Source organism: Rhizobium sp. CIAT894 (assembly GCF_000172795.2).
GTDB lineage: Bacteria > Pseudomonadota > Alphaproteobacteria > Rhizobiales > Rhizobiaceae > Rhizobium.
Genome location: NZ_CP020947.1, coordinates 4029770 through 4052642, shown reverse-complemented (window position 1 = coordinate 4052642; position 22873 = coordinate 4029770). Strand labels below are relative to the sequence as shown.

Here is a 22873-nt window from a genome sequence, read left to right as displayed (position 1 = left end):
CTCAGCTGGCGCGCGCGGCCTGCATCGGCCGCAGCACGTTCATCAGCGCGCCATAGGGCAGCAGCATGACGAGGCCGACGATCATCTTGACGGCGAAATCGCCGAGCGCCCAGGAAATCCAGCGCGGCGCCTCCGTGGCGAAGACGCCGAAGATGGGAGCGGCTTCCAGCGCGAAGGGTTCGTTCGGGCCGAGGAAGACGAAAAACGCGGCGAAGGACAGCGAGAAGAACATCACCGTATCGAGCGCCGAGCCGATCAGCGAGCCGACGAGCGGCGCGCGCCACCAGGCCTGGCGGCGAAGGCGGTTGAAGACGGCGATATCGAGCAACTGGCCGGCGAGATAGGCGGAGCCGGAGGCGATGGCGATGCGCGGCACCGAGGTGAAGAAGGACAGTGTCACGCCGACGACGAAGCCGGCAAAGACGACCTTGCGGGCTGCCTGCGGGCCGAACTGGCGGTTGGTCAGGTCGGTGATCAGGAAGGCGACCGGGTAGGAGAAGGCGCCCCAGGTCAGGATGTCGGCCAGGTTGATGCCGGCGACTTCGGCGTTCAGCGGAAACTGGACGAGGAAGTTGGAAGCGACGACGACAAGCGTCATCAGGGCGACATAGGCGATCGTATAGCGGGTCTTCAGCATTTTTTTATCCTGGGTGATGCCACCAGTTGGAGTGCTCAGGCAAAGCAAAAGGCCTGACCGGTTTTATCCGTGCAAGCCTTTTGAAACCGTATGAAAGAAGGGAAGAAGCTTACGCAGCAGCGGCTTCGGCGTTCTTCTTGACGATCTGACGGCGCAGCAGGCGCGCGCGCATCGACAGTTCGTTCTCGCTTGCCTTGATCAGGAAGGCATCGAGGCCGCCACGATGCTCGACGGAGCGAAGGGCAGCAGCCGAAACGCGAAGACGATAACGCTGGTTGAGAGCGTCGGAAATCAGCGTTACCTGGCACAGGTTCGGCAGGAACCGGCGCTTGGTCTTGTTGTTGGCATGGCTGACATTGTTACCAGTCAGGACGGCCTTGCCGGTCAATTCGCACACGCGGGACATGGAACACCTATTCTTGTTTTTCTCGGGCCATCGAATTGCCATTCCCGGCAAAACCGGGCGCGCAATCCAACGGGCATGATTGGAAAGTTGCGGTTCTATAGTCAGACCGGCCGCTCGCGTCAAGCCAAACCTTGGCCTTTCCCGCAATTCTGTCAAAAAGCTGCTGTTTTCTTCGCTTCACGGCAGGAGTATAGAGCGCTCGGCAAAGGCTGCCGGCGCGCGGCAAGACAAGGCTTCATTCATGGCTCATACGGGCAGACGGATTTTCATTTCGGCCATAACAGCGCTTCTTGCCATACCGGCATCGGCGGCCGAAATCCAGCATCGGACGGAGTACCGGGTGACGCTCGCGGGCCTGCCGATCGCGCGCGCCGCGTTCCTGACCGAGATCGAGGACGATCACAGCTACAAGATCGCCGGCAGCATCAATTCGGCCGGCCTTGCCGATCTCATCACGACGATTTCGGCCAAGACCAGCGTCACCGGCGTCGTGCGGGACGACAGGCTGCAGGCGCAGAAATATTCGCTCTATTACAAGACCGGCAAGAAGGCCCGCGTCTATGAGGTGAGCTACCGCAACGGCAATATCGTCTCGGCAACGACGACGCCGGCGCCGAAACGGCCGAAGAACTGGGTCGATGTCACGCCGGGCGACATGCGCTCGGTGCTCGATCCGATCTCCGGGCTGGTCTTCACCGGCGACACCAAGGTCTGCTCGCAGACGCTGCCGATCTTCGACGGCGAGACGCGCATGGATCTGGTGCTGTCGCCGAAGGGCGACGAGGATTTTTCGACCGACGGCTTCAAGGGCAAGGCCGTCGTCTGCGGCGTGCGCTTCGTGCCGCGCTCGGGCTACAAGAAGGGCCGCAAGGACATCGTCTATCTCAGCAAGAGCGACCGGATGGAAATTTGGTTTGCCAAGTCGGACGCGGCAAATGTATACGCTCCCGTCTATGTGCGCATTCCCACAGAATATGGCATGGTGACGATCACTGCCGTCAAGTATGGCAGCAACAGCTGACGGGGCTTCTGCCTGCGTGAAGGGGGACGGGTGAAGCTTCGCGCGACTTTGATCGGTTTCACGGCCATTTTGATGTGGTCGTTCCTGGCGCTGTTTACATCAGCCTCCGGCAGGATGCCGCCGTTCCAGCTTTCGGCCATCTGCTTTGCGATCGGCAGCATCCCCGGCCTCGTCGTGCTTGTCGTCAACCCCGCCCGCCTGGCGCTGCTGAAGCAGCCGGCCAAGGTCTGGTTGACCGGCATCGCAGGCCTTTTCGGCTATCATTTCCTCTATTTCACCGCGCTCAGAAACGCCCCGGCGGTCGAGGCCGGGCTGGTCGCCTATCTCTGGCCGCTGCTGATCGTCGTCGGCTCGGCGCTGCTGCCGGGCGAGCGTCTGCGCTGGTATCATGTTACCGGCGCCCTTGCCGGGCTCTGCGGCACCTTCCTGATCGTCGCCCGCAACGGCATCGATTTTAACGGCGCCTATGCCGTCGGTTACGGGGCCGCCTTTCTCAGCGCCTTCACCTGGTCCGGTTACTCGCTGCTGACCCGGCGTTTTGACGCCGTCTCCACCGATGTCGTCACCGGCTTCTGCCTTGCGACCTCGATCCTGTCGCTGTTCTGTCACCTCGGCCTGGAGACGACCGTCTGGCCGGCAACGGCCTTCGAATGGCTCGCCGTCGCCGGGCTCGGGCTCCTGCCCGTAGGGGCTGCCTTCTACGCCTGGGATTACGGCGTCAAGAACGGCGATATCCAGATCCTCGGTGCGGCGAGTTATGCCGCACCGCTGCTGTCGACGCTGATCCTGACGCTGTTCGGCTTTGCCGAGCCGAGCTGGCGCATCGCGCTCGCCTGCCTGCTCGTCACCGGCGGGGCGGTGCTGGCCGCCCAGAACATGTTCCGCCGCAAGATCCAGCCGGCCGTTGCGGCGGAATGATCTCAGCCGCCGGGCTTCCAGCCTGGCGGCGCCATCTCGAAGCTCGAAAATTCGAAGCCGGGCGCAACGGTGCAGCCGACCAGGGTGAAATCGCCGAGGCTTTCGGCCGATTGCCACCAGTTGGCGGGAACGATCGCCTGCGGCCGTTCGCCGGCGGGAAGGTTCGTTCCGATCGTCAGCGTCTCGCTTGCTGTTCCGTCTTCCGAGCGGTGCAGCGAAAGCGGCGCGCCGGCGTAATAATGCCAGACCTCGGCGGCGTCATGGACGCGGTGCCAGTGCGAGCGCTGCCCCCTGGTCAGGAGGTAGTAGATCGCCGTCGAGTGGCCGCGCTCTCCGCCCATAGTGTCGCGGAAGGTCTGCACATACCAGCCGCCTTCCGGGTGCGGCTGCATGCCGAGTTCGCGGATGATCTCCTCGGGAGACATCAGAAATTGTCCTTGCGCTTGCGGATCTCGGCAAAGACTTCTTCGTTGGTCTTGCCTTCCATCAGCAGATTGCGGCGGATCGCCGGATCGGCGGCGCGCAGGAACGGATTGGTTTCCTTCTCCAGCCCCAGCGTCGTCGGAATGGTGAACTTGCCATCGGCCCGCAAGGCCTCGATCTCACCCGCACGGCTCTTCAGCCGCTCATTGCCGGGATCGACCGTTAGTGCGAAACGAGCATTGGAGAGCGTATATTCGTGGCCGAAATAGACCGCGGTCTCATCCGGCAGCACGGCAAGTTTCTGCAGCGAATGCCACATGTCGGCGGCCGGGCGTTCGAACAGGCGGCCGCAGCCGAGCGCAAACAGCGTGTCGGCGGCAAAGAGCAGCTTGTCGTCGACGAAGTGATAGCAGATGTGGCCGGCGGTGTGGCCGGGTGTCTCGATGACATCGACCGTGTGATCGCCGAAAAGGAAGCTGTCGCCATCGGCCATCGTCCGGTCGAGGCCGGGAATGGCGATGGCCTCGTTGATCGGGCCGATGATCTCGCAGCCGAACTGCTCCTTCAGCGCCAGGTTGGCGGCGACATGGTCGGTGTGATGATGAGTGGTGAAGATATGGGTGATCCTCCAGCCGCGGCGTGTCGCCGCTTCCAGGATCGGGGCTTCCTCCGGCGCGTCGATCGCCGCGGTAAAACCGGTCTCCGGATCGTGGACGAGAACGCCGAAATTGTCGGTGCGGCAGAGAAAAACGTCTAATTCCAAAGGTTTCATCGTGCAATAATCCCTTGTCATGCGAGTCTCGCGGAAATGTAGAGGGTCCGGTCTTGAAGTCCAACCGCCCGCTGATAACATTTATCGCAATGCACGCCGATATCGTCGACCTACGCCAGTTCTACCATTCCGAGCTCGGGCGTCTTGCCGAGCAGTCGATCGCCATGGCGCTGTCCTCGCTCTGGGTGCGGCTGCCGCAGGAGCGCCTGGTCGGCCTCGGTTATGCCGTGCCTTTCCTCGACCGCTTCCAGGCCGATACCGAGCGCACCTTCGCCTTCATGCCGGCCGGGCAGGGCGCGGTGAACTGGCCAATGGGCTCGCTCTCGTCGACGACACTTGTCTTCGACGAGGAACTGCCGCTGCCGGATTCCTCGATTGACCGGGTGCTGATGGTGCATTCGCTGGAATTTGCCGAAAGCCCGCGCGAGACGCTGAAGGAGCTCTGGCGGGTGCTGGCGCCGGGCGGGCGGCTGGTTATTGTCGTGCCGAACCGGCGCGGTGTGTGGGCCCGCATGGAGCATACGCCCTTCGGTTCGGGCCGCCCCTATTCGCGCGGTCAGCTGACGCATCTGCTGCGTGAGACGAATTTTACCCCAGGCGCAACGGCCGAAGCGCTGTTCTTCCCGCCTTCCAAGCTCAGGACCATCCTGCGGCTTCGGCGCGCCTTCGAGCGGATCGGCCGAACGCTGTGGCCGGCCTTTTCAGGCGTCATCATCGTCGAGGCGCAGAAGCGGCTCTATCAGGGGCTGCCGGTTGCGGCACGCGCCTCTCGCCGCGTCTTCGTGCCGGTTCTGGCGCCGCATGGCGTACCGACCACACGCAACCGCTGAGGCCGCCCGGCTCTCGACAAGAACCGGATTCCGCTTTAATGCCACGGGGTCATTTTCCGGCAATTCCAAGGTCGATCCCATGAGCGTTGAGATGAGCAAGCCCGTTCCGCGTCCCGGTATTCTCGATATCGCATCTTATGTGCCGGGCAAGGAACATGTGCCGGGCGTTGCCCGCGTCTACAAGCTTTCGTCCAACGAGACGCCGCTCGGTGCCAGCCCGAAGGCGATCGAGGCCTTCAAGGCTGCTGGCGGCGATCTTGGGCGCTATCCCGACGGGCAGGCGGTCGAACTGCGCGAGGCGATCGCTGCCGTGCATGGTCTCAATCCGGCAAACATCCTGTGCGGCAACGGTTCCGACGAACTGCTCGGCCTGCTTTGCCATGTCTATCTCGGCGCCGGTGATGAGGCCGTTATCACCGAGCACGGCTTCCTCGTCTACAAGATCCAGATCATGGGCGCAGGCGCCACGCCTGTCGTCGTCCGGGAAAAGGACTATACCGTCGATGTCGACGCGATCCTGGCGGCAGTGACGGAGAAGACCAAGATCGTCTTCATCGCCAATCCCGGCAATCCCACAGGTACCTATGTTCCGGTCAGCGAGATCCGCCGCCTGCAGGCCGGGCTGCCGAAGCACGTCGTGCTCGTGCTCGACGCGGCTTATGCCGAATATGTGCGCCGCAACGATTATGAAGCCGGCATCGAGGTCGTGTCCTCCAATGCCAATGTGGTGATGACCCGCACCTTCTCGAAGGCCTACGGCCTGGCGGCGCTGCGTGTCGGCTGGATGTATGCGCCCGTCGAAATCGTCGACGCGTTGAACCGGGTGCGTGCGCCCTTCAATTTGAATGCAGCGGCAATCGCCGCGGGTGCTGCGGCCATCCGCGACCAGGCTTTCATCCAGCAGGCCGTCTCCTTCAACCAGATGTGGGTCGAGACGCTCACTCAGGCGCTCGAAGCGATCGGCCTGAAGGTGACGCCTTCCGTCGCCAACTTCGTCCTCATCCATTTCCCCGAGGTCGACGGCAAACGCGCCGCCGATGCCGACGATCTGCTGACGAGCCGCGGCTATATCCTGCGCGCCGTGCGCAGCTATGGCTTCGCCAATGCGTTGCGCATGAGCATCGGGCCGGACGAGGCCAACCGCGGCGTTATCGCCGCCCTCACCGAATTCATGGGACGCAAGGCATGAACGTGCAGTTCGATCGTATCGCGCTGATCGGCATCGGTCTGATCGGCTCTTCGCTCGCCTACGACATCAGGCGGCTTGGCCTTGCAAGAGAGATCGTCGTCGCGACGCGCAGCCCCGATACGCTGAAGCGCGCGGAAGAACTCGGTCTCGGCGATCGCTACACGACGTCTTCGGCCGATGCCGTCGAGGATGCCGACCTCATCATCGTTTCGGTACCGGTCGGTGCTTCGGAAAGTGTGGCGAAGGAGATCGCGGGACGCTTGAAGCCGGGCACTATCGTCACCGATGTCGGCTCCACCAAGGCCTCGGTCATCGCGCAAATGCTGCCGCATATGCCCGATTATGTGCATTTCATCCCCGGACATCCGCTGGCCGGTACGGAAAAATCCGGTCCGGATGCCGGTTTTCCCGGTCTCTTCGAAGGCCGCTGGTGCATCTTCACGCCGGTCGCCGGCACCGACGAGGCGGCGATGAAACGGCTGCGCAGCTTCTGGGAAGCGCTCGGCTCGAAGGTCGACGAGATGGATGCGGAGCATCACGACAAGGTGCTGGCGATCGTCTCGCACCTGCCGCATATCATCGCCTACAACATCGTCGGCACCGCCGACGATCTGGAGACGGTCACGGAATCGGAAGTCATCAAATATTCGGCCTCCGGCTTTCGCGACTTCACCCGCCTTGCTGCCTCAGACCCGACCATGTGGCGCGACGTCTGCCTGCACAATCGCGATGCGATCCTCGAAATGCTGGCACGCTTCTCGGAGGATCTCGCCTATCTGCAGCGCGCGATCCGCTGGGGCGAGGGCGACAAGATTTTCGAACTCTTCACCCGCACGCGCGCCATCCGCCGCTCCATCGTCCAGGCCGGCCAGGATGTCGACGCGCCCGATTTCGGCCGTCCCCACGCGCTGGATAAGAAGTAGCCTCTCGCGATGGTGGAGGTGGCGAGCGCAAGTCAGGCCGATATCGACTGGCTGGCTCGCGAGGACGCCAGTGCCGGCAAGGCATGGGTATCGCGATGCGTGGCGGTTGGCGAATATCTCGTTGCCAGGCAGGCCGGCGAGATCGTTGGCTTCCTGCGGTTCTCCCGCTTCTGGGGCAGGGTTCCCTATATGGAAATGATCCGCGTTCTGCCCGGCCACCGCCGGTCGGGCGTCGGCACAGCGCTGTTTCTCGCCTGGGAAGCAGCGATGCGTGGCGAGGGTGCCCACTTGCTGATGACCTCGAGCGAATGCGACGAGAGCCGGCCGCAGGACTGGCATCGCCGCAACGGATTTGTCGAAACCGGCGCAATCGAGCTGCCCGGACTTCAGTCGGTACCCGAGGTCTTTTTTATCAAGCGGATCGGTTAGATCGGCGGAATCCGGCCGAGTGGGATGAAGCCGCTGACGGTGGCGTTGCCGTGATCGACGACGAGATCGACCGAGACCTTGTCCTTGCCGCCGGCAAGCGATTTCAAGAGCTTCGTCGCCGTATCGACGGTCGAGGCGACATCGGGGAAGGCCTGTTTCAAGCTGTGGCCCCAGGGACCGAGCTGTTCGATCTCCAGCTTGAATTTTCCGGACAGAAGACCCTGCTCGTCAAGGGAAAAAGGCCCGGTGAGCGTCATCACCTTGCCGTCGCCGATGTCGGCGACGATGCGGCGCAGTTCGCCGCTGGCACCGTTAAGGCCGCTCGGATCACTGCCGTCGATCAGGCCGGCCTTGCCGGCGATGGTCAGATCGATGCTGGCGGAGAATTTCGGGAAGATCTGCGGCCAGTCCTTGATCGCCGTGTTGGCATCCTGCACCGAGATTGCGCCATCCAGATCGGCGCCGTTCTGGCGCAGATGGATTTCGGTGCGAGCGGCATCGAAGCTGATGGTCTGGCCGGTGTAGGAGGAGACCGCCGTCGCTTTCAGACCCTCGATGACGGTCGAGCTGTGGTCGATACCCTTGAGCCTGGTCGCAAGGCTCGACAGCAGGTTCGTCCATTGCGCCGAGATCGAAAGGCCGTTGGTGGTGCGGATTTCGGCCGGCGAATCAAGTTCCCAGACGATATTGCCGGGCGCGTAGACCTGGGCTGCCGAGCGCAGCGCGCCGAAACTGGCCGAGACGCCGTTGACATTGTCGTCGACATCGATCTTGGAGCAGAACAGGCCGATACGGAAAGGATAGCCGCGGAATTCGATATCGGCGCATTCGCCGCTGACGCCCGCCGGATTGCCTGGTGCGATCGCTTTCAGCACCGTGGTCTTCAATGCCGATGCCGCATAGAACCAACCGCCGGTATAAAGCGCGATCACCAGGAGGATGCCGCCACCCAGCAGCCAGAATTTCTTGCCGCTGCTGGATTGACCGCTGCCGGATCGGCTTGACGCTGCCATGATGTTCTCCAATGGTGAATCGCAAATGTGATTCCGGTCTGGCGTGCGATATGGACGAATTTTGGGTGTTTGGCTACGGTTCGCTGATGTGGAATCCGGGCTTCGAGTTTTTAGAACGGGCCGATGCGCTGGTGCATGGTTACAGGCGTTCGCTCTGCGTCCGCTCCTTCGTCCATCGCGGCACCCGCGACAGTCCGGGCCTCGTCCTCGGCCTCGACAGAGGCGGCACCTGCCGCGGCATGGCCTTCCGTATTTCGCCGGATAAATGGGACGAGGTGATCGATTATCTCCGCGCCCGCGAACTGGTCACCAATGTTTATCTGGAGCGGCGGGTGCGGCTGCAATTTGCCGGAGGCCGCAGGGTGGAGGCGGTGACCTATGTTGCCGATCGCGACCATGAGCAATATGCCGGCACGCTCGATGCATTTGAGGCGGCGCGTGTGGTGAGCGAGGCGACGGGCCAGTCCGGGCCGAACGATGCCTATGTGTTCAACACGCTGGCGCATCTGAGGCAGATGGGTATTCGCGATCAGTGGCTGGAGCAGGTCGTCAACGAAGTGGAGCGGCTACGCGCTTAAAGCGCGTCGCAATCTTTCAGATTCGCTCCTCGCGCTTTAGGTCTTTGTTTTACGCATGTCGTTGCGGCAAAAGCGCTTCGCGCTTTGCCTGGCAAAAGCGCTTCGCGCTTTGCCTGGGAAAACCGCGGCACACTTCTGCGCGACATGCTTTAGGCCGTTTCCGCCTTCACCTTACGCAGCTCCGCCAGCCTTTCGACCGCTGTCGGCGGCAGCGGCAGATGCGGATTTCGCTCGACGGTCTCCAGAAGAAGCTCGTCGCTTGCCTGTTCCGATACCTCGATCAGATGGGCGAAAAAGGCGTCCGGATCCATGCCGGGCATGATCGGCGGCAGGATCCTCACTTTGAAATGGCCGGGATAACGGCGGAAGCTTCGCCGCGGCCAGAAGAGGCCGGGATGCATGGCGACCGGCACGACCGGGATGCTGAGATCGCGGTACATGCGGGCGATGCCGTATTTATAGACCGGTTCTGCACCCGGCGGACGGCGGGTGCCCTCGGGATAGATGATCAGCTGGCGGCCGGTCGAAAGCTCTTCTTTCGTGCGTTTGAGCACTTCCACCATCACCTTGCCGCGGGCGCCGCGATTGACCGGGATCACCCGCTGCTTTTTGGCGTACCAGCCGAACAGCGGAATCCACATCAGCTCGCGCTTCAGGATGTAGACCGGGTCCTTCAGCCACGGCAGCAGCGCATAGGTATCCCAGAAAGACTGGTGCTTCGGCGCCAGGATGTAGCTACCATCAGGCAGGTTCTCCAGACCCTCGATCTCGAAGGTCGTGCCGACGATCACCCGCATCAGCCAGTGGTTGGAACGCGCCCAGTTCTTCGGGATCGCATAGGCGGTGAGCCGCGGCGCCACGAAATAATAGGGCGAGAGCACGATCATCCGGATGATGAGGTTGGCGTAGAAGATCGTGTTGAAGAGAACGGAACGCAGGGCGATCATGAAATTTTCCCGAGGCATGCTCACGCGACCGGCCTACACGATATTGCCCGTCATAAAAAGCATTTGCTGATGGGTTAATGCAAAAGCTCAGTCTGCGGCGGACACGCTTGCCGAGCGCAGCCCGGTGTGGCGGCCGAAGCCGGTGATGTTGCGGGCGCCGGCCAGCAGCACCTTCACATATTCGGCGAGCATGACGCGCATCGCGTTCGGATCGGTGAACCAATTGCGGGTTTTCAGATCCGAGTTGACGACGGGATAGGGAATGAACTCGATGTCGGGATCGACATAGGAGAGCTCGGCGAGGCTTCGCGGCATATGGTAGTTGTTGGTGACGACGATGACACTCCTGTAGCCGTTGGCATGGATCCAGTTGGAGGCTTCCTCGGCATTGCCGATCGTGTCTATGGCGTCGTGACCGATATCGACGCAGCAGGAGAAGAGATCGGCTGAACCCTGCGTCATCCTGCGGATCTGCCTCGGCGTCGTGGTCGGATGCACGCCGGAGATCAGCAGCCGTTTGCCGGCACCCTTCTGCAGCAGCTCGACGGCCTGGTCGATGCGCTGGTAGCCCCCCGTCAGCACTACGATCGCATCTGCCTTCGGCTCGGCCGGGGGCTTCAGCGTCGTGACGGAATCGGCGAACCGCAGGAAGCCGCCGAACACCAGCGCCATGGTCAGCACGCAGGCAAACCCGCCCCAACGCAGCAGGCGGCGGATCAGCCCGCGCCGCGGCGCCAATCCCGCCCGGTGGTCGAGCTCCGGGTCCTGGTGAATCGGGTTGGGTGTCGTATCTCCCATGGTCATGAATCGTGACTATACGCTGATTGCGGCGCAGAACAGACGCTTTCACGGCAAAACGGCATGGTCTCGATCAACTCGCAATGCCGTCGGTGCGTGTCGGGTCCGAGCGTAGTGTATCGATTTCGTAGATCGTCCGCATGACGGTCAGACGCGCGGTGAAGGTGGTCAGCAGCGCGATGACGATCATCGTTGCGAAGATGCCGGCATAACCGAGCACGCCGACGGAAAAAGTGCCGAAGAGCGCTGTGGCCTGATCTGTTTCCGGGGTGGCGAGCGTCCGGCTCTGCCAGAAGCCCGCGGAGGCGAAAAAGAGAGCGGCAAGCGCGCTGCCGATCGCCGACCCCTTGAGGCTGATCTTCAGAAAATGCTTCTGGAATTCGGTGGCGACGAAGGAGCTTTCGGCGCCGACGAAATGCAGCACTTCGACGATGTGGCGGTTGCCCGACAATGCGCCGCGCGTGGCGAAGACGACGGTCAGCACCATGGCCGAGAAGACCAGAAGCAGGATGCCGGTGCCGATCATGACAGTCGTGTGCGCCATGGACACCAGCCGGTCGACCCAGGTGCGGTGATCGTCGAGGCTGGCCTGCGGGATGCTGTCCTTGAGCATCGCCCGCATTCCATCGAAATCCGGCGGATTGCTCTCGTCGATGGTGATGACGACGAGGCGGGGGACGGGCAGATCCTTGAGGTCGAGACCGGGACCGAGCCAGGGTTCGAGCAGGCGGGCGGTTGCCGCCTCGTCGACGATCTGGCCGCTCTTGGTGCCGACGAAGGTCAACGCCAGGTCACGCGCCTGTGTCAGCGCCTTTTCCATGTCGAGATTGTCGTCCGGCTTGATCTGGATGGTGATCTCGCGGGAAATCTGGCTCTCCCAGCTTGCCGCCGTCGAGCGTACCATGCTGACGCCGCCGAGCGTCAGGCAGGCGAGGAAGGCCATGATCGATATGACCACCATCAGGGCATTGCCCTGAATGTTGGACGGCGGCAGGATCGGCGCGGTCGGGCGCACGCGCATTTCCGGCCGCTTCTGTTCCGCCTTGCCAGGCGCCATGTCCCGGTTTCTGGATGGGGGCTCAGTCATAGATATCGAGATGCCCCCCCGAAAGGATCATGCGGCGGGCTTCCACCTGTTCCATCAGCGCCAGGTCATGCGTGGCGATCACAACGGCCGTGCCGAGACGGTTCAGTTCGAGAAAGAGATTGAGCAGGCGCTTGGCCATCGGCGGGTCGACGTTGCCAGTGGGTTCGTCGGCCAGCAGCACTTCCGGCCGGTCCATCAGCGCCCGGGCGATCGCGGCGCGCTGTTTCTCGCCGCCGGAGAGTACCGGCGGCAGCACGTTGATGCGTTCGCCGAGGCCCACCCATTTCAGCAGTTCCAGCACGTCCGTCTTGTAGGAACTCTCATCCTTGCCGCGTACGCGTAAGGGCAACGCGACATTTTCATAGGTCGTCAGATGGTCGAGGAGGCGAAAATCCTGGAAGACGATGCCAACGCGGCGGCGCAGCAGCGGCAGTTCCGGGCGGGGGATTTCGGAAATATCGCGCCCGAACATGCGGATCAGGCCGCGGGTCGGCTGCAGCGACATGAAGAGCAGCCGCAGCAGCGACGTCTTGCCGGCGCCCGATGGGCCCGTCAGGAATTGAAAGGATTTCTTCGGAATGTCGAAGGTCAGGTCCCGGAGAATTTCCGGGCCCATGCCATAGCGCAAACCGACATTCTCGAAGTGGATCAACGGGCAGCTCAGTCTGTTCTTGGTTTCACCGTGTGACTTGTTAACCAACAGGGTTAACAGCCGGTAAATTTGCTGGAAAGACGCCCGTTTGATGGCGATCTTTGCGAAGCATTAACCATTAAAATTTACGACTGAGGAGGATTCGTTTCAATGCCAAGATTTCTGCCGGCATCGAAACCATGTGGACATCTGCGAGGCAGTCACCATGGAAGCATCCTCCTTCAGCCGCCGGACGCCGAGCCAGGTCTATGATTTCCTGCCGCCGGAACCTGCTGCTCGCCAGTACCGCACGGCGCGCCCTGCCGATATTTCCGACGCCGAATTCGTCACCCTCGGCAAAGTCCGACCGACGGAATTTGCCGCAAGGACTTATAACGACAACCGCAAGCGCATGGCCGGTGCACAGGCTGCACAGCCGCCGCTTGCGGAGGCGACGGCCGCTTCGGTTCTGCAGGCGATGGAATCTTTCCTGCAGCGCGCGTCGATGCGGAGTTTTTCCGCGCTGGTTCTGGCGCTCGTCGTGCTCGTCTTCGGGCTTGCGGGTGGTTTTTCCGGCTTTTCCGGGGAGCCCGCCTATTCCGGAGCGCCGCTGCATTTCACCCATGTGACGGTGACGCCGCGCGACGCGAACGGCATGCGCGTGCTCGTCATCAACGGCATCGTCGAAAACGACAGCGGTACGACGCAGACGGTGCGGCCGATCCGGGCCGATCTGGTGACCGACGAGCGGCTGACCGCCAGCATCGTCATCAATCCGCCGTCCGATGTCATCTATAGCGGCCAGAGCCGGGGCTTCTCGGCCCGTGTCCAGCATACCGGCGGAAAAATGCCGGAAGTCAGGCTTTCTTTCCTTCCATAGAAAACTGGCCTCCCATAGAAAATCCGGGGCCTGTCGCGGCCGGCTTTCCGGTCACAACTCGCGTCAATCCCGTTAAATTTCAGAGGCGAGGCTGTTTCGGACCCGCATATGTGCTAACGGCTTACCCTTCTTTTCATGGAGCAAGCCCTTATGCCTGTCGTGCGCGGAAAAAATATCGAGCCGCTCTTCACCGCCGAGCAAATCGCCGAGCGCAATCATTCGATGGCGCGGGAGATCGCCAACGGCCCGACCAAGGACCTGCTCGTCATCGCCGTGCTCAAGGGGTCGTTCATCTTCGCCGCCGACCTGATCCGTGCCCTGCATGATAGCGGGCTTGCCCCGGAGGTCGAGTTCATCACCCTGTCGAGCTATGGCATCGGCACCGTTTCGCAGGGCGTGCGCATCGTCAAGGATATCGACAGCGACGTGCATGGCCGCGACGTCCTGCTGATCGACGATATCCTGGAATCCGGCCGGACGCTGCTCTTTGCCAAGGAACTGCTGTTCGAGCGGGGCGCGCGCAATGTCACCATCGCCGTGCTGCTCGACAAGCGCGTCAAGCGCAAGGAAAAGCTGGAGGCTGATTATGTCGGTTTCGAATGCCCCGACTATTTCGTCGTCGGCTACGGCATGGACGTTGCCTATGCGTTTCGCGAACTGCCTTTCGTCGGCGTGGTGACCGGTGACGCCTGAGCTGCCGCATAATTTCTTGAATCGGTATCGATTTAAGAAAACTATCTAAAGCGCGTCGCGATCTTTTAGATTCGCTCTTCGCCCTTTAGGTCCTTGTTTTCCGCATGTCGTTGCGGCAAAAGCGCTTCGCGCTTTGCCTGGCAAAACCGCTGCACACTTTTGCGCGACATGCTCTAGCGATTCAACGTGTTACAGCGTCTCTTCAGGCGCGCGGCGCTGTCATGAGATCGAGACAGGTTGTTAACCATTCCGTCCATCGCTTCGATATCTTTACCGATCGAAAAGGAAAGTCTGGTGATTTCCGTCGCTGGGCTGAAGACGGAGCAATGCACATATGGCAAGAATTCTGATTACGGAAGACGAGGACTCCCTGCGGTCTTTCGTAGCCCGGGCGCTCAGGCTCGACGGTCACGAGACCGATGAAGCGGCCGATGGCGCCGAGGGACTGGAGAAGCTGAGGGACGGGACCTATGACCTGCTGCTTTCGGATATCCGCATGCCCGTGATGGACGGGATCGAACTCGCCCATCAGGCAAAAGATGCTTTTCCCGGCCTGAAGATCCTGCTGATGACCGGCTATGCCGAACAGCGCGAACGGGCCGACGATCTTGCCGAAAAGATCATCGACGTCGTCGCCAAACCATTCGCGCTTCCCGATATCCGCAAGGCGGTCGCCCGGGCGCTCGTCGCTTAAGCGCGTCGACTATTGGAATTTCACGCGTAACCCCGAAAATCGATTTCGATTTTCGGGGTTACGCGCTTGAGAGCTACTGAATATCCAGCAACCGTTCGAGATACCGCCGTTCCATTTCCTGCGGCGGATTGTTGCCGAGCTTCTCGCGGATCGCGTCGAGGATTTCGCGGGCGCGCTGAACGTCGATCTCGTCGGGGACTTTCACGCTGTTGTCGCCGAAATCCGGTCCGGTGGGGCGTGGCCGCCCGAGCGGGTCGCGGCCGTTCTGGTCACCGCCCTGGCTCATCTGGCCGTTCGGACCCTGACCTTGCTGGCCCTGCTGCGCCTGCATCATCTGGTTCATCATGTCGCGGGCGCCCTGGCGAAGCGCCTCGAGCGCGCGGCCCTGGTTCTCGATGGCCGGCTGGCCGCGGCCCTGGCCGAGTTCGCGGCCGGCGCCTTCCATCTCGCGTTGCGCCTGACCGAAGCCCGGGCCGGGCTTCATGCCCATCTCGCCCAGCTTCTTCTGCAATTCGCCAAGCTGTTTGCCGAGCGCATCCTGCTGGGTGCGCAGCTGTTTCAGCGCCTCGCGCAACTGCTCTGATGTCATCTGGTCCGAAGGCCGCTGGCCGTCTTTGCCTTGCTGGCCCTGCTGCTGATCCTGCGGTTCGCCGTTTTCTTCGGGGTTCATCTCGTCAAGCAGCGGATCGTTTTCGCCCATGTCGGGTTCGCCGCGCTGCATGCGGTCCCTGAGCTGCTGATCGAGGCGGAAGGTCTGATCCATCAGCTTCTGCTGGTCACGCAGGATTTCGCCGAGCTTGTCGATCTGCTTGCGGGCTTCGCTGTTTTCCTGGCTCTGCTGGCCGCGCTGCGGCCTGCCGGCCTGCAGATTGTTCATCATGCGCTGCAATTCCGACAGCATCTGCTGGGCCGCATCACGATTGCCGGAGCGGGCGAGATTCTCGATCTGGTCCATCATCCGTTCCAGATCCTGCTGGCGCAGGATGTTCTGCGCGTTCTGGTTCGGCTGCATCGGCGCGTTCTGCATACGCTGGGCAAGCTCGGCCATATAGTCCTGCATCGCCTTGCGCAGTTCGTCCATCAGCTTCTTGATTTCCTCGTCCGGGGCGTTGCGGTTCAACGCGTCGGCAAGGTTCTGCTGGGCCTCGCGCAGCTTGCGCTCGGCAAGTGAAAGATCGCCGTCCTCCATACCGAGAGCGATCTCCCAGAGATACTGGGCAGTATCCTTGAGTGCTTCCTCGCCCCTCGCCAGCTTCATGCGCGTCAAGGCGGATTGCAGCAGCAGATAGTTGGTGAGCTTGGGGATGGTCTCCTCGGGACGGATGGTCAGCGCCTCGTTCAGTGCGATCGCCTGCGGCATCTTGCGGGTGTCGAGCGCGAAAACCTGCCGTTCCTCGGCGACGGCTGCGGCAAGCGGCTCGTTGAAGGGCCGTGACGGCAGCGTCATCTCATGCGGCGGGCTGCGGCCGGTCTGGCCGGCGGCATCCTTGGCGACGAGTGTTACGCGCACGCGCTTGCCGGCCAGCGGATGGTCGGTCAGGTTACGGCTGGTGACACCCTTGGCGTCGCGGGCGTTGCGGCGGGGAATATCCAGCCGGTATTCCGGCAAGGGATAGAGCGGCGTTGCCGTCGGATCGTTTTCCAGAGGAACGATCTCCGCATGCGCCTCCTGGACGCCGTAATCGTCCTTGACGGTAAAGCCGATTTCAAGCGCGCCGTTGACGCTGGGCTTCGGCAAGCCGTCGAAGGCGATCTCAGGCGCTTTGTCGGGAAGGATGTTGAAACTCCAGCGGCGGCCGTTGACTTCGAGCGCGCCGCTCTCATCGAGTTTCATCATATGCGTCTGCGCGACGGGAGCCGGGCTGGCCGAGGCCGTATTCGGTTGTTCGCCGGCCGACACCGCCGCCTGCTGCGGTTTGGTGTCCGCCTGCACGGCGATGTCCTGCGCCTGGCCGTTCGCCTTGCGGAACACGACCTTTTCGGCGGTCTTTCCGCCGCTGACGCGGACGGTGAGGCCTGAAAATTGCGGAATGTCGATCGGCGCCTGCTCGCTGCCGTCCGCGGTCAGGTAGATCGGTGCGCGGCCGGTGTAAGAAGGCGGCGTCACCCAGGCGTCGATGCGCACCGCCGGATCGACCGTGACCTGCTCGGGTGCTGCCTGCAGCGCATCACCGATCGAGCCGCCATTGATCGACAGCGAATAAGCGAATGCGGTGACCAGCAGCAGCGCCGGCACGGCACGCAGCGCATAACGGTCATGTGCGGCGATATCCGGCCGCGGCAGGCCGGCATCGAGCGCTGCGATCTTTTCCGCCATGCGGGTCTGGTGCTCGCGCCAGAGGGCCTGCGCGAAAGGCGTATCGAAGGCCAGCTCGTCTTCCTGGACGGTGACCGGCTGGTGCGGCAGGCCGTTGCGCTCTTCCAGCATGCGGTCGGCCTGGCTGACATCAGGCCAGCGCAGGCTGCGGAAGGGGAGAAGCGAGGCCAGAAAAGCCGCGGCAAAGGCGATCAGCAGCAGGATGCGCAGCCAGTCCGGGACGCTGCGGAAGATGCCGAACCAGGAGGCGGAGAGATAAAAGGCGATGACCGAGAGCACCGGCATCAGCGGCGGCAGCAACTGCTCGAAAAACAGCACGATGCGCGCCAGCAGGCGTTTCGTCGTTACCAGTCGGGCAAGCGAAGGGCGGAGCGCAAATGCACCTTTCTTCGGCCTCGAGGGGCTTGTCATCGATCCGGTCTCCGCGATCTGGCGTTCTGGAACAGAGGGCGCTTCCGGCGATTGCAGGGCAATACGCTCATGGCTGACAAGGATAACACTCTTTGTGGCGAAGGCGAGGGCGAGCGGCCGGCAATACCGGCTTTTCACGTTTATTCGCCAAAAAGTGATGGCTGCCTAAAGCGCGTCGCGATCTTTCAGATTCGCTTCTCGCGCTTTAGGTCTTTGTTTTACGCATGCCGTTGCGGCAAAAGCGCTTCGCGCTTTGCCTGGCAAAAGGGCTTCGCGCTTTGCCTGGCAAAACCGCTGCACACTTTTGCGCGACATGCTTTAGTCGAGCCAGGTCGGAACGGAGTCGAGGCTGATCAGTTCCGCATAGGTTCGGCGCGGGCGAATCACATGGAAATCGCTGCCTTTCACCAGAACTTCGGGCACCAGCAGGCGGCTGTTATAGGTGCCGGCCTGGACCGCGCCATAGGCGCCGGCCGTGCTGACGGCGATCAGGTCGCCGGGCTTCGGCATCGCCATTTCGCGATCGAGCGCCAGGTAATCGCCGGTCTCGCAGACGGGGCCGACGACGTCGGCGCGAATGCGTGGGGCGTTCGCCGCCGAAATCGTCACCGGGCGGATTTCGTGATAGGCCTCGTAGAGAGTGGGGCGGATGAGATCGTTCATTGCGCCGTCGACGATGACGAAGGTCTTTTCGCCACCATCCTTCACATAGAGGACTTCGGTCACCAGGATACCGGCATTGCCGACGATCAGGCGGCCGGGCTCGGTGATTATCTTGCAGTTTAGGCCGCGCAGCTGGTTCTTGACGATCGCCGCATAGGCATCCGGCAGCGGCGGCGGATTGTTGTCGTCCTTGTAGGGCACGCCGAGGCCGCCGCCGATATCGACGTGATGAATGGCATGGCCGTCGGCGCGCAGCGTCGCGACAAGATCGTGCAGCAGCTTGAAGGCGTCGTCGAAGGGCTGCAGCTCGGTGATCTGGCTGCCGATATGCATGTCGATGCCGGTGACTTCGATGCCCGGCAGTTTGGCGGCGTGGGCATAGATGGCGCGGGCACGCTCCCAGGAAATGCCGAACTTGTTTTCCTTCTTGCCGGTCGAAATCTTCGAATGCGTTTTCGCATCGACATCCGGGTTGATGCGGAAGGAGACCGGGGCTTTCTTGCCGGCGCTGACGGCGCGCTGGTTGAGAATTTCGAGCTCAGGCTCGGATTCAACATTGAAGCAGTAGATGCCGGCTTCGAGGGCGAAGTCCATTTCCTGCGGCGTCTTGCCGACGCCTGAGAACATGATGCGCTCTGCCGGAATGCCGGCGGCAAGTGCGCGGCGCAACTCGCCTTCCGAGACGACGTCGATGCCGGCGCCAAGACGGCCGAGCGTCTTCAGCACCGCCTGGTTGGAATTCGCCTTCATCGCGTAGCAGACCATGGAATCGACATCGCCGAAGGCTTCGGAGAAGACGCGGTAATGGCGTTCCAGCGTCGCGGTGGAATAGACGTAGAAAGGTGTGCCGACCGCCTTGGCGATCTCGGGAACGGGAACGTTCTCGGCGTGAAGGATGCCGTCGCGGTACTCGAAATGGTTCACGGGCTTGTGCCTTAAAGAAGAGGATCGAGAAGGAAGGGCTTGTCAACGGTTCCCGGCTGTTTCGTCGGCTTGGAAACGTCGCCTTCCTTGGTTGCCGCAGCACTCGGCGGATCGAGATCGCCCTTGCGCCCGCATCCGGCAACGGCAAGGCCGATGACGGCGAGAACCGCCGTCAGGCGGACGAGGTGCGGCAAGCTCTTCTGCATGAATATCCTCTTCTGCGACACATGACGGATATCATTCATTTCGAACGATGGGGATCTTCATAGCGAAGTTTATCCGCCTTGTGCACCCTGATTGTTGGGCGTGCTCCCGCGTCGGCGGGAAGGGCGAGGCGGGCTCTCACCCGCCCGCTATTTCTCAGTTGCGGGCGCGCCAGAAGGCGATCTGCTTGCGCACCTCGGAAGGCGCGGTACCGCCGAAGCTCTTGCGGCTGGCGACCGAGGCCTCGACCGTCAGCACGTCGTAAACCTTGTCGGTGATCGCGGAATGGATCGCCTGCAGATCGGCGAGCGGCAGTTCGGCAAGGTCGCAGCCCTTGCTTTCGGCAAGCGCCACGGCGCGGCCAGTGACGTGATGGGCATCGCGGAAGGGCAGGCCCGCTTCGCGCACCAGCCAGTCGGCAAGGTCGGTCGCCGTCGAGAAGCCGGAGCCGGCCGCCGCCTTCATGCGGGCGGTGTTGACGGTCATGTCGCGCACCATGCCGGTCATGGCGGCGATTGCCAGTTCCAGGCTCTCGGCCGCGTCGAAGACCTGTTCCTTGTCTTCCTGCATGTCCTTGGAATAAGCGAGCGGCAGCCCCTTCATGATCGTCAGCAGCGCCACCAGCGAGCCGTTGATGCGGCCGGTCTTGGCTCGCACCAGTTCGGCGGCATCCGGGTTCTTCTTTTGCGGCATGATCGACGAACCGGTGGAGAAGGCGTCGGAAAGGCGGACGAAACCGAATTGCGGCGTCGACCAGATGACGATCTCTTCGGCCAGGCGCGACAGGTGCATGCCTGTTATTGCCGCGATCGACAGGAATTCGATGGCGAAATCGCGGTCGGAGACGGTGTCGATGGAATTGCGGGTCGGCTCGCGGAAACCCAGCGCCTTGGCCGTCATATGGCGATCGATCGGATAGCCGGTGCCGGCAAGGGCGGCCGCACCGATCGGGCTTTCGTCCAGATGCTCGATGGCGTGGCGCACGCGCGAGCGGTCGCGGCCGAACATTTCGACATAGGCCATGCAGTGATGGCCGAAGGTGACGGGCTGGGCGGTCTGCAGATGGGTGAAGCCCGGCATGACGCTTTCGGCATGTTCCTCGGCACGATCAAGGAAGGCGGCGATCAGACCGGTCAGCATCCTTTCGGTCTTCTCAAGCTCCTCCTTCACCCAGAGGCGGAAATCGAGCGCCACCTGATCGTTGCGCGAACGGGCGGTATGCAGCCGGCCGGCCGCTGGGCCGATCAGCGTCGCCAGGCGCGCCTCGATGTTCATGTGGATGTCTTCGAGCCGGCGGGAGAATTCGAAATTGCCGCTTTCGATTTCTGACAGGATCGTGTTTAGCCCGTGAACGATCTTGTCCTTATCGTCTGAAGAAATGATGCCCTGATGGGCAAGCATCGTCGCATGAGCGATCGAACCGCGGATATCCTGGGCGAATAGCTTCTTGTCGAAACCGATCGAGGCATTTATCTCCTCCATGATCGCGTCCGGGCCGGAGGCGAAGCGCCCACCCCACATCTGGTTTGAGGATTTGGTGTCCGTGTTGCTCTCGGCCATGGAAGATGCCCGTCCTGGAGAATGAAATGACGACAAAAAAACCTTTCGGCTTGCCGTCCGTAAAATTGATCGCAATCGCCGCCGTTGCAGGCGTGGTTGCCGGTGCGGCAGCGGTATACGTGAAGGAGACGGGGATTGGCAATGGCGGCGGTGAAACGGCGTCTGCCGAATGCAAGCTTGCGAAGGATCGCGCCGCCGGCATCACCCCGCTGATGAAGGGGCAGGTCGCCGCCATGGTTGCCGCCAGCGAACCGCGCAAGCTGACCGGGGTGTCCTTCAACGGCCCCGACGGCAAGCCGCTGACGCTCGATCACTTTGCCGGCAAGACCGTGCTTCTCAATCTCTGGGCAACATGGTGCGTTCCCTGCCGCGAGGAGATGCCGGCGCTGAACGTACTCGAAAAGCAGATGGGCAGCGACAAGTTCCAGGTCGTGCCGGTCAATATCGATAGCGGTGACGACGAGAAGCCGAAGGCCTTTCTCGCGGAAATCGGTGTCGATGCGCTGCAGCTCTATCGAGACAATACGATCGCGGTCTTCAACAGCCTGAAAAAGGAAGGCCTCGCCTTCGGTCTGCCGGTGACGCTGCTGCTCGACGACAAGGGCTGCCTGATCTCTGCCATGAACGGCCCTGCCGCCTGGGACAGCGACGATGCAAAGGCGCTGATCAAGGGTGCGATCGGGTCGTAAGGAGGCCGGTCAGGAGTCACCGTCTCCCTTGATGAGAAAGACACCCGCGAGCCCGATCAGGACGCAGCATTGCAGCAGGAACATCGGTGTTTCGGTCGACATGGCATTCCCTCCCGTTCACGGCAAGGAAAGCATGTCGCGGGCGTCCGGTCCATTCGCCCTTTCTGATGATGTCTGCTTAAAACATGTCGCGCAAAAGTGGGCTGCGCCTTAGCGCGTCGGCACCGGCACTTCGCCGCGATAGTCGTAGAAGCCGCGGCCGGATTTGCGGCCGAGCCAGCCGGCTTCGACATATTTCACCAGCAGCGGGCAGGGGCGATATTTCGAGTCCGCCAGACCGTCGTGCAGCACCTGCATGATCGACAGGCAGGTGTCGAGGCCGATGAAATCGGCAAGCTGCAGCGGCCCCATCGGATGGTTGGCGCCGAGCTTCATCGCCGTGTCGATGGCATCGACCGTGCCGACGCCTTCATAGAGCGTGTAGATCGCCTCGTTGATCATCGGCAGCAGGATGCGGTTGACGATGAAAGCCGGGAAATCCTCGGCGACGGTGATGGTCTTTTCCAGCGTGCCGACAAATTCCTTGGCGGCGGAGAAGGTCTTCTCATCGGTCGCGATGCCGCGCACCAGTTCGACCAGCTTCATGACCGGCACCGGGTTCATGAAATGTATGCCCATGAAGCGTTCGGGGCGGTCGGTGGCGGCAGCAAGCCGGGTGATGGAAAGGGAAGAGGTATTGGTGGCAAGCAGCGCTTCCGGCTTCAGGACCGGACAGACCTGCGTGTAAATCTTGCGCTTGACGGCCTCATCTTCGGTGGCGGCCTCGATCACGAGATCGGACGGGGCGAGATCATTGACATCGGACGAGCCCGAGATGAGCGACAAGGTCGACTTGCGTTCCTCTTCGGTCATCTTGCCGTTCGTCACCAGGCGGGCAAGATTGCCGTTGATGGTGGCAAGGCCGGATTCGATGCGGTCCTGGGAGAGATCGTAGATGTGAACCCTGTAACCTGCGGCGGCCGAAACATGCGCGATGCCGCAGCCCATCTGGCCGGCACCGATAATACCAATATTCTTCAACACCGCATTCATCTCCAAACCCCCACACGGCATTCGCCCCCGCGCTGCCGCATTTTTTAGCAATACTGCCGGGCAAATGATCGCCCGGCAGCAGTAGTAACGCCATAAAAGATAATTTTCCAGTCATTCGCAAGTGCGAAAGAAAAGCATTTGGCG

At 62.0% G+C, this 22873-nt stretch carries 25 protein-coding genes; 11 read left to right on the top strand and 14 right to left on the bottom strand.

What is annotated here, in order from left to right:
• Position 1: 1 nt before the first annotated feature.
• Complete coding sequence (locus tag RHEC894_RS19905) at positions 2-637, bottom strand: VUT family protein (protein ID WP_010069656.1); 636 nt, start codon at positions 635-637, stop codon at positions 2-4.
• Positions 638-746: 109 nt separating this feature from the next.
• Positions 747-1043 (bottom strand): 50S ribosomal protein L28, encoded by a 297-nt coding sequence (rpmB, locus tag RHEC894_RS19900; protein WP_010069655.1) that lies wholly within the window; start codon positions 1041-1043, stop codon positions 747-749.
• 241 nt (positions 1044-1284) lie between these two features.
• Here rpmB and RHEC894_RS19895 point away from each other — a divergent pair, with 241 nt between their 5' ends.
• Together RHEC894_RS19895 and RHEC894_RS19890 are read left to right on the top strand one after the other, a co-directional pair.
• Complete coding sequence (locus RHEC894_RS19895; RefSeq protein WP_010069654.1) at positions 1285-2064, top strand: DUF3108 domain-containing protein; 780 nt, start codon at positions 1285-1287, stop codon at positions 2062-2064.
• 30 nt (positions 2065-2094) lie between these two features.
• Positions 2095-2982: an EamA family transporter gene (locus RHEC894_RS19890; protein ID WP_010069653.1), complete on the top strand. Its 888-nt coding sequence runs from the start codon at positions 2095-2097 to the stop codon at positions 2980-2982.
• A 2-nt stretch (positions 2983-2984) separates the two neighbouring features.
• On the opposite strand, the gene RHEC894_RS19885 is transcribed toward RHEC894_RS19890, so the two are convergent.
• Positions 2985-3407 carry a cupin domain-containing protein gene (locus RHEC894_RS19885; protein WP_010069652.1) on the bottom strand — a complete coding sequence of 141 codons (423 nt, stop codon included), beginning with the start codon at positions 3405-3407 and terminating at the stop codon, positions 2985-2987.
• Positions 3407-4177: a hydroxyacylglutathione hydrolase gene (gene gloB, locus RHEC894_RS19880; protein ID WP_085738560.1), complete on the bottom strand. Its 771-nt coding sequence runs from the start codon at positions 4175-4177 to the stop codon at positions 3407-3409. Before gloB ends, RHEC894_RS19885 begins: the two co-directional genes overlap by 1 nt.
• A 53-nt stretch (positions 4178-4230) precedes the next feature.
• Here gloB and RHEC894_RS19875 point away from each other — a divergent pair, with 53 nt between their 5' ends.
• The 4 genes from RHEC894_RS19875 to RHEC894_RS19860 all read left to right on the top strand — a co-directional run bounded on the left by RHEC894_RS19875 (position 4231) and on the right by RHEC894_RS19860 (position 7548).
• Entirely contained in the window at positions 4231-5007 is a 777-nt protein-coding gene (locus RHEC894_RS19875; RefSeq protein ID WP_003582647.1) for a class I SAM-dependent methyltransferase, read from the top strand.
• Between the two features lie 91 nt (positions 5008-5098).
• On the top strand, positions 5099-6196 hold the full coding sequence (hisC, locus tag RHEC894_RS19870) for a histidinol-phosphate transaminase (protein ID WP_206427879.1): 1098 nt from the start codon (positions 5099-5101) through the stop codon (positions 6194-6196).
• A complete protein-coding gene (locus RHEC894_RS19865) occupies positions 6193-7119 on the top strand; it encodes a prephenate/arogenate dehydrogenase family protein (protein ID WP_085738558.1) in 927 nt (308 codons plus the stop codon). The genes hisC and RHEC894_RS19865 overlap by 4 nt, the downstream gene beginning before the upstream one ends.
• Before the next feature lie 9 nt (positions 7120-7128).
• Entirely contained in the window at positions 7129-7548 is a 420-nt protein-coding gene (locus RHEC894_RS19860) for a GNAT family N-acetyltransferase (RefSeq protein ID WP_010067575.1), read from the top strand.
• On the opposite strand, the gene RHEC894_RS19855 is transcribed toward RHEC894_RS19860, so the two are convergent.
• A complete protein-coding gene (locus RHEC894_RS19855; protein ID WP_085738557.1) occupies positions 7545-8561 on the bottom strand; it encodes a DUF2125 domain-containing protein in 1017 nt (338 codons plus the stop codon). The two genes, RHEC894_RS19860 and RHEC894_RS19855, sit on opposite strands and share 4 nt — an antisense overlap.
• A gap of 50 nt (positions 8562-8611) precedes the next feature.
• On the opposite strand from RHEC894_RS19855, the gene RHEC894_RS19850 reads away from it, so the two are divergent.
• Positions 8612-9139 (top strand): gamma-glutamylcyclotransferase, encoded by a 528-nt coding sequence (locus RHEC894_RS19850; RefSeq protein ID WP_085738556.1) that lies wholly within the window; start codon positions 8612-8614, stop codon positions 9137-9139.
• 149 nt (positions 9140-9288) lie between these two features.
• Here RHEC894_RS19850 and RHEC894_RS19845 read toward each other — a convergent pair whose 3' ends face one another.
• The 4 genes from RHEC894_RS19845 to ftsE all read right to left on the bottom strand — a co-directional run bounded on the left by RHEC894_RS19845 (position 9289) and on the right by ftsE (position 12623).
• On the bottom strand, positions 9289-10086 hold the full coding sequence (locus RHEC894_RS19845) for a 1-acyl-sn-glycerol-3-phosphate acyltransferase (RefSeq protein ID WP_085738555.1): 798 nt from the start codon (positions 10084-10086) through the stop codon (positions 9289-9291).
• 87 nt (positions 10087-10173) lie between these two features.
• On the bottom strand, positions 10174-10890 hold the full coding sequence (locus RHEC894_RS19840) for a YdcF family protein (protein WP_085738554.1): 717 nt from the start codon (positions 10888-10890) through the stop codon (positions 10174-10176).
• Positions 10891-10957: 67 nt separating this feature from the next.
• Positions 10958-11971 (bottom strand): ABC transporter permease, encoded by a 1014-nt coding sequence (locus RHEC894_RS19835; protein WP_085738553.1) that lies wholly within the window; start codon positions 11969-11971, stop codon positions 10958-10960.
• Positions 11964-12623, bottom strand: coding sequence for a cell division ATP-binding protein FtsE (gene ftsE / locus RHEC894_RS19830; RefSeq protein WP_003567051.1), 660 nt, complete (start codon positions 12621-12623; stop codon positions 11964-11966). The genes RHEC894_RS19835 and ftsE overlap by 8 nt, the downstream gene beginning before the upstream one ends.
• Positions 12624-12828: 205 nt before the next feature.
• Between ftsE and RHEC894_RS19825 the strand changes: the two genes are divergently transcribed.
• From RHEC894_RS19825 to RHEC894_RS19815, 3 genes are all read left to right on the top strand, one after another.
• Positions 12829-13482, top strand: a complete 654-nt coding sequence (locus RHEC894_RS19825; RefSeq protein WP_085738552.1) for a hypothetical protein — start codon at positions 12829-12831, stop codon at positions 13480-13482.
• A 150-nt stretch (positions 13483-13632) separates the two neighbouring features.
• Positions 13633-14175, top strand: coding sequence for a hypoxanthine phosphoribosyltransferase (gene hpt / locus RHEC894_RS19820; RefSeq protein ID WP_003567049.1), 543 nt, complete (start codon positions 13633-13635; stop codon positions 14173-14175).
• 334 nt (positions 14176-14509) lie between these two features.
• On the top strand, positions 14510-14869 hold the full coding sequence (locus tag RHEC894_RS19815) for a response regulator (protein WP_010069565.1): 360 nt from the start codon (positions 14510-14512) through the stop codon (positions 14867-14869).
• A 73-nt stretch (positions 14870-14942) separates the two neighbouring features.
• Here the strand turns inward: RHEC894_RS19815 and RHEC894_RS19810 are convergent, their stop codons facing one another.
• The 4 genes from RHEC894_RS19810 to argH form a co-directional block, all read right to left on the bottom strand.
• Complete coding sequence (locus RHEC894_RS19810) at positions 14943-17597, bottom strand: TIGR02302 family protein (RefSeq protein ID WP_085739063.1); 2655 nt, start codon at positions 17595-17597, stop codon at positions 14943-14945.
• 318 nt (positions 17598-17915) lie between these two features.
• Positions 17916-19184, bottom strand: coding sequence for a diaminopimelate decarboxylase (lysA, locus tag RHEC894_RS19805; RefSeq protein ID WP_085738551.1), 1269 nt, complete (start codon positions 19182-19184; stop codon positions 17916-17918).
• Between the two features lie 11 nt (positions 19185-19195).
• Positions 19196-19390, bottom strand: coding sequence for a lipoprotein (locus RHEC894_RS19800; protein WP_003543301.1), 195 nt, complete (start codon positions 19388-19390; stop codon positions 19196-19198).
• A 154-nt stretch (positions 19391-19544) separates the two neighbouring features.
• On the bottom strand, positions 19545-20948 hold the full coding sequence (gene argH / locus RHEC894_RS19795) for an argininosuccinate lyase (RefSeq protein WP_085738550.1): 1404 nt from the start codon (positions 20946-20948) through the stop codon (positions 19545-19547).
• A gap of 26 nt (positions 20949-20974) precedes the next feature.
• Here argH and RHEC894_RS19790 point away from each other — a divergent pair, with 26 nt between their 5' ends.
• Positions 20975-21637 carry a TlpA disulfide reductase family protein gene (locus RHEC894_RS19790; protein ID WP_085738549.1) on the top strand — a complete coding sequence of 221 codons (663 nt, stop codon included), beginning with the start codon at positions 20975-20977 and terminating at the stop codon, positions 21635-21637.
• Positions 21638-21847: 210 nt separating this feature from the next.
• Here the strand turns inward: RHEC894_RS19790 and RHEC894_RS19785 are convergent, their stop codons facing one another.
• A complete protein-coding gene (locus RHEC894_RS19785) occupies positions 21848-22729 on the bottom strand; it encodes a 3-hydroxybutyryl-CoA dehydrogenase (RefSeq protein WP_085738548.1) in 882 nt (293 codons plus the stop codon).
• Between the last annotated feature and the right edge of the window lie 144 nt (positions 22730-22873).

What these genes read in the sequence shown, in the direction of transcription:
- RHEC894_RS19905 (WP_010069656.1), bottom strand. Translation starts at nt 637, where the DNA reads ATGCTGAAGACCCGCTATACGATCGCCTATGTCGCCCTGATGACGCTT.
- rpmB (WP_010069655.1), bottom strand. Translation starts at nt 1,043, where the DNA reads ATGTCCCGCGTGTGCGAATTGACCGGCAAGGCCGTCCTGACTGGTAAC.
- RHEC894_RS19895 (WP_010069654.1), top strand. Translation starts at nt 1,285, where the DNA reads ATGGCTCATACGGGCAGACGGATTTTCATTTCGGCCATAACAGCGCTT.
- RHEC894_RS19885 (WP_010069652.1), bottom strand. Translation starts at nt 3,407, where the DNA reads ATGTCTCCCGAGGAGATCATCCGCGAACTCGGCATGCAGCCGCACCCG.
- gloB (WP_085738560.1), bottom strand. Translation starts at nt 4,177, where the DNA reads ATGAAACCTTTGGAATTAGACGTTTTTCTCTGCCGCACCGACAATTTC.
- hisC (WP_206427879.1), top strand. Translation starts at nt 5,099, where the DNA reads ATGAGCAAGCCCGTTCCGCGTCCCGGTATTCTCGATATCGCATCTTAT.
- RHEC894_RS19865 (WP_085738558.1), top strand. Translation starts at nt 6,193, where the DNA reads ATGAACGTGCAGTTCGATCGTATCGCGCTGATCGGCATCGGTCTGATC.
- RHEC894_RS19860 (WP_010067575.1), top strand. Translation starts at nt 7,129, where the DNA reads ATGGTGGAGGTGGCGAGCGCAAGTCAGGCCGATATCGACTGGCTGGCT.
- RHEC894_RS19855 (WP_085738557.1), bottom strand. Translation starts at nt 8,561, where the DNA reads ATGGCAGCGTCAAGCCGATCCGGCAGCGGTCAATCCAGCAGCGGCAAG.
- RHEC894_RS19850 (WP_085738556.1), top strand. Translation starts at nt 8,612, where the DNA reads ATGGACGAATTTTGGGTGTTTGGCTACGGTTCGCTGATGTGGAATCCG.
- RHEC894_RS19845 (WP_085738555.1), bottom strand. Translation starts at nt 10,086, where the DNA reads ATGATCGCCCTGCGTTCCGTTCTCTTCAACACGATCTTCTACGCCAAC.
- RHEC894_RS19840 (WP_085738554.1), bottom strand. Translation starts at nt 10,890, where the DNA reads ATGACCATGGGAGATACGACACCCAACCCGATTCACCAGGACCCGGAG.
- RHEC894_RS19835 (WP_085738553.1), bottom strand. Translation starts at nt 11,971, where the DNA reads ATGACTGAGCCCCCATCCAGAAACCGGGACATGGCGCCTGGCAAGGCG.
- RHEC894_RS19825 (WP_085738552.1), top strand. Translation starts at nt 12,829, where the DNA reads ATGGAAGCATCCTCCTTCAGCCGCCGGACGCCGAGCCAGGTCTATGAT.
- hpt (WP_003567049.1), top strand. Translation starts at nt 13,633, where the DNA reads ATGCCTGTCGTGCGCGGAAAAAATATCGAGCCGCTCTTCACCGCCGAG.
- RHEC894_RS19815 (WP_010069565.1), top strand. Translation starts at nt 14,510, where the DNA reads ATGGCAAGAATTCTGATTACGGAAGACGAGGACTCCCTGCGGTCTTTC.
- RHEC894_RS19810 (WP_085739063.1), bottom strand. Translation starts at nt 17,597, where the DNA reads ATGACAAGCCCCTCGAGGCCGAAGAAAGGTGCATTTGCGCTCCGCCCT.
- RHEC894_RS19800 (WP_003543301.1), bottom strand. Translation starts at nt 19,390, where the DNA reads ATGCAGAAGAGCTTGCCGCACCTCGTCCGCCTGACGGCGGTTCTCGCC.
- argH (WP_085738550.1), bottom strand. Translation starts at nt 20,948, where the DNA reads ATGGCCGAGAGCAACACGGACACCAAATCCTCAAACCAGATGTGGGGT.
- RHEC894_RS19790 (WP_085738549.1), top strand. Translation starts at nt 20,975, where the DNA reads ATGACGACAAAAAAACCTTTCGGCTTGCCGTCCGTAAAATTGATCGCA.
- RHEC894_RS19785 (WP_085738548.1), bottom strand. Translation starts at nt 22,729, where the DNA reads ATGAATGCGGTGTTGAAGAATATTGGTATTATCGGTGCCGGCCAGATG.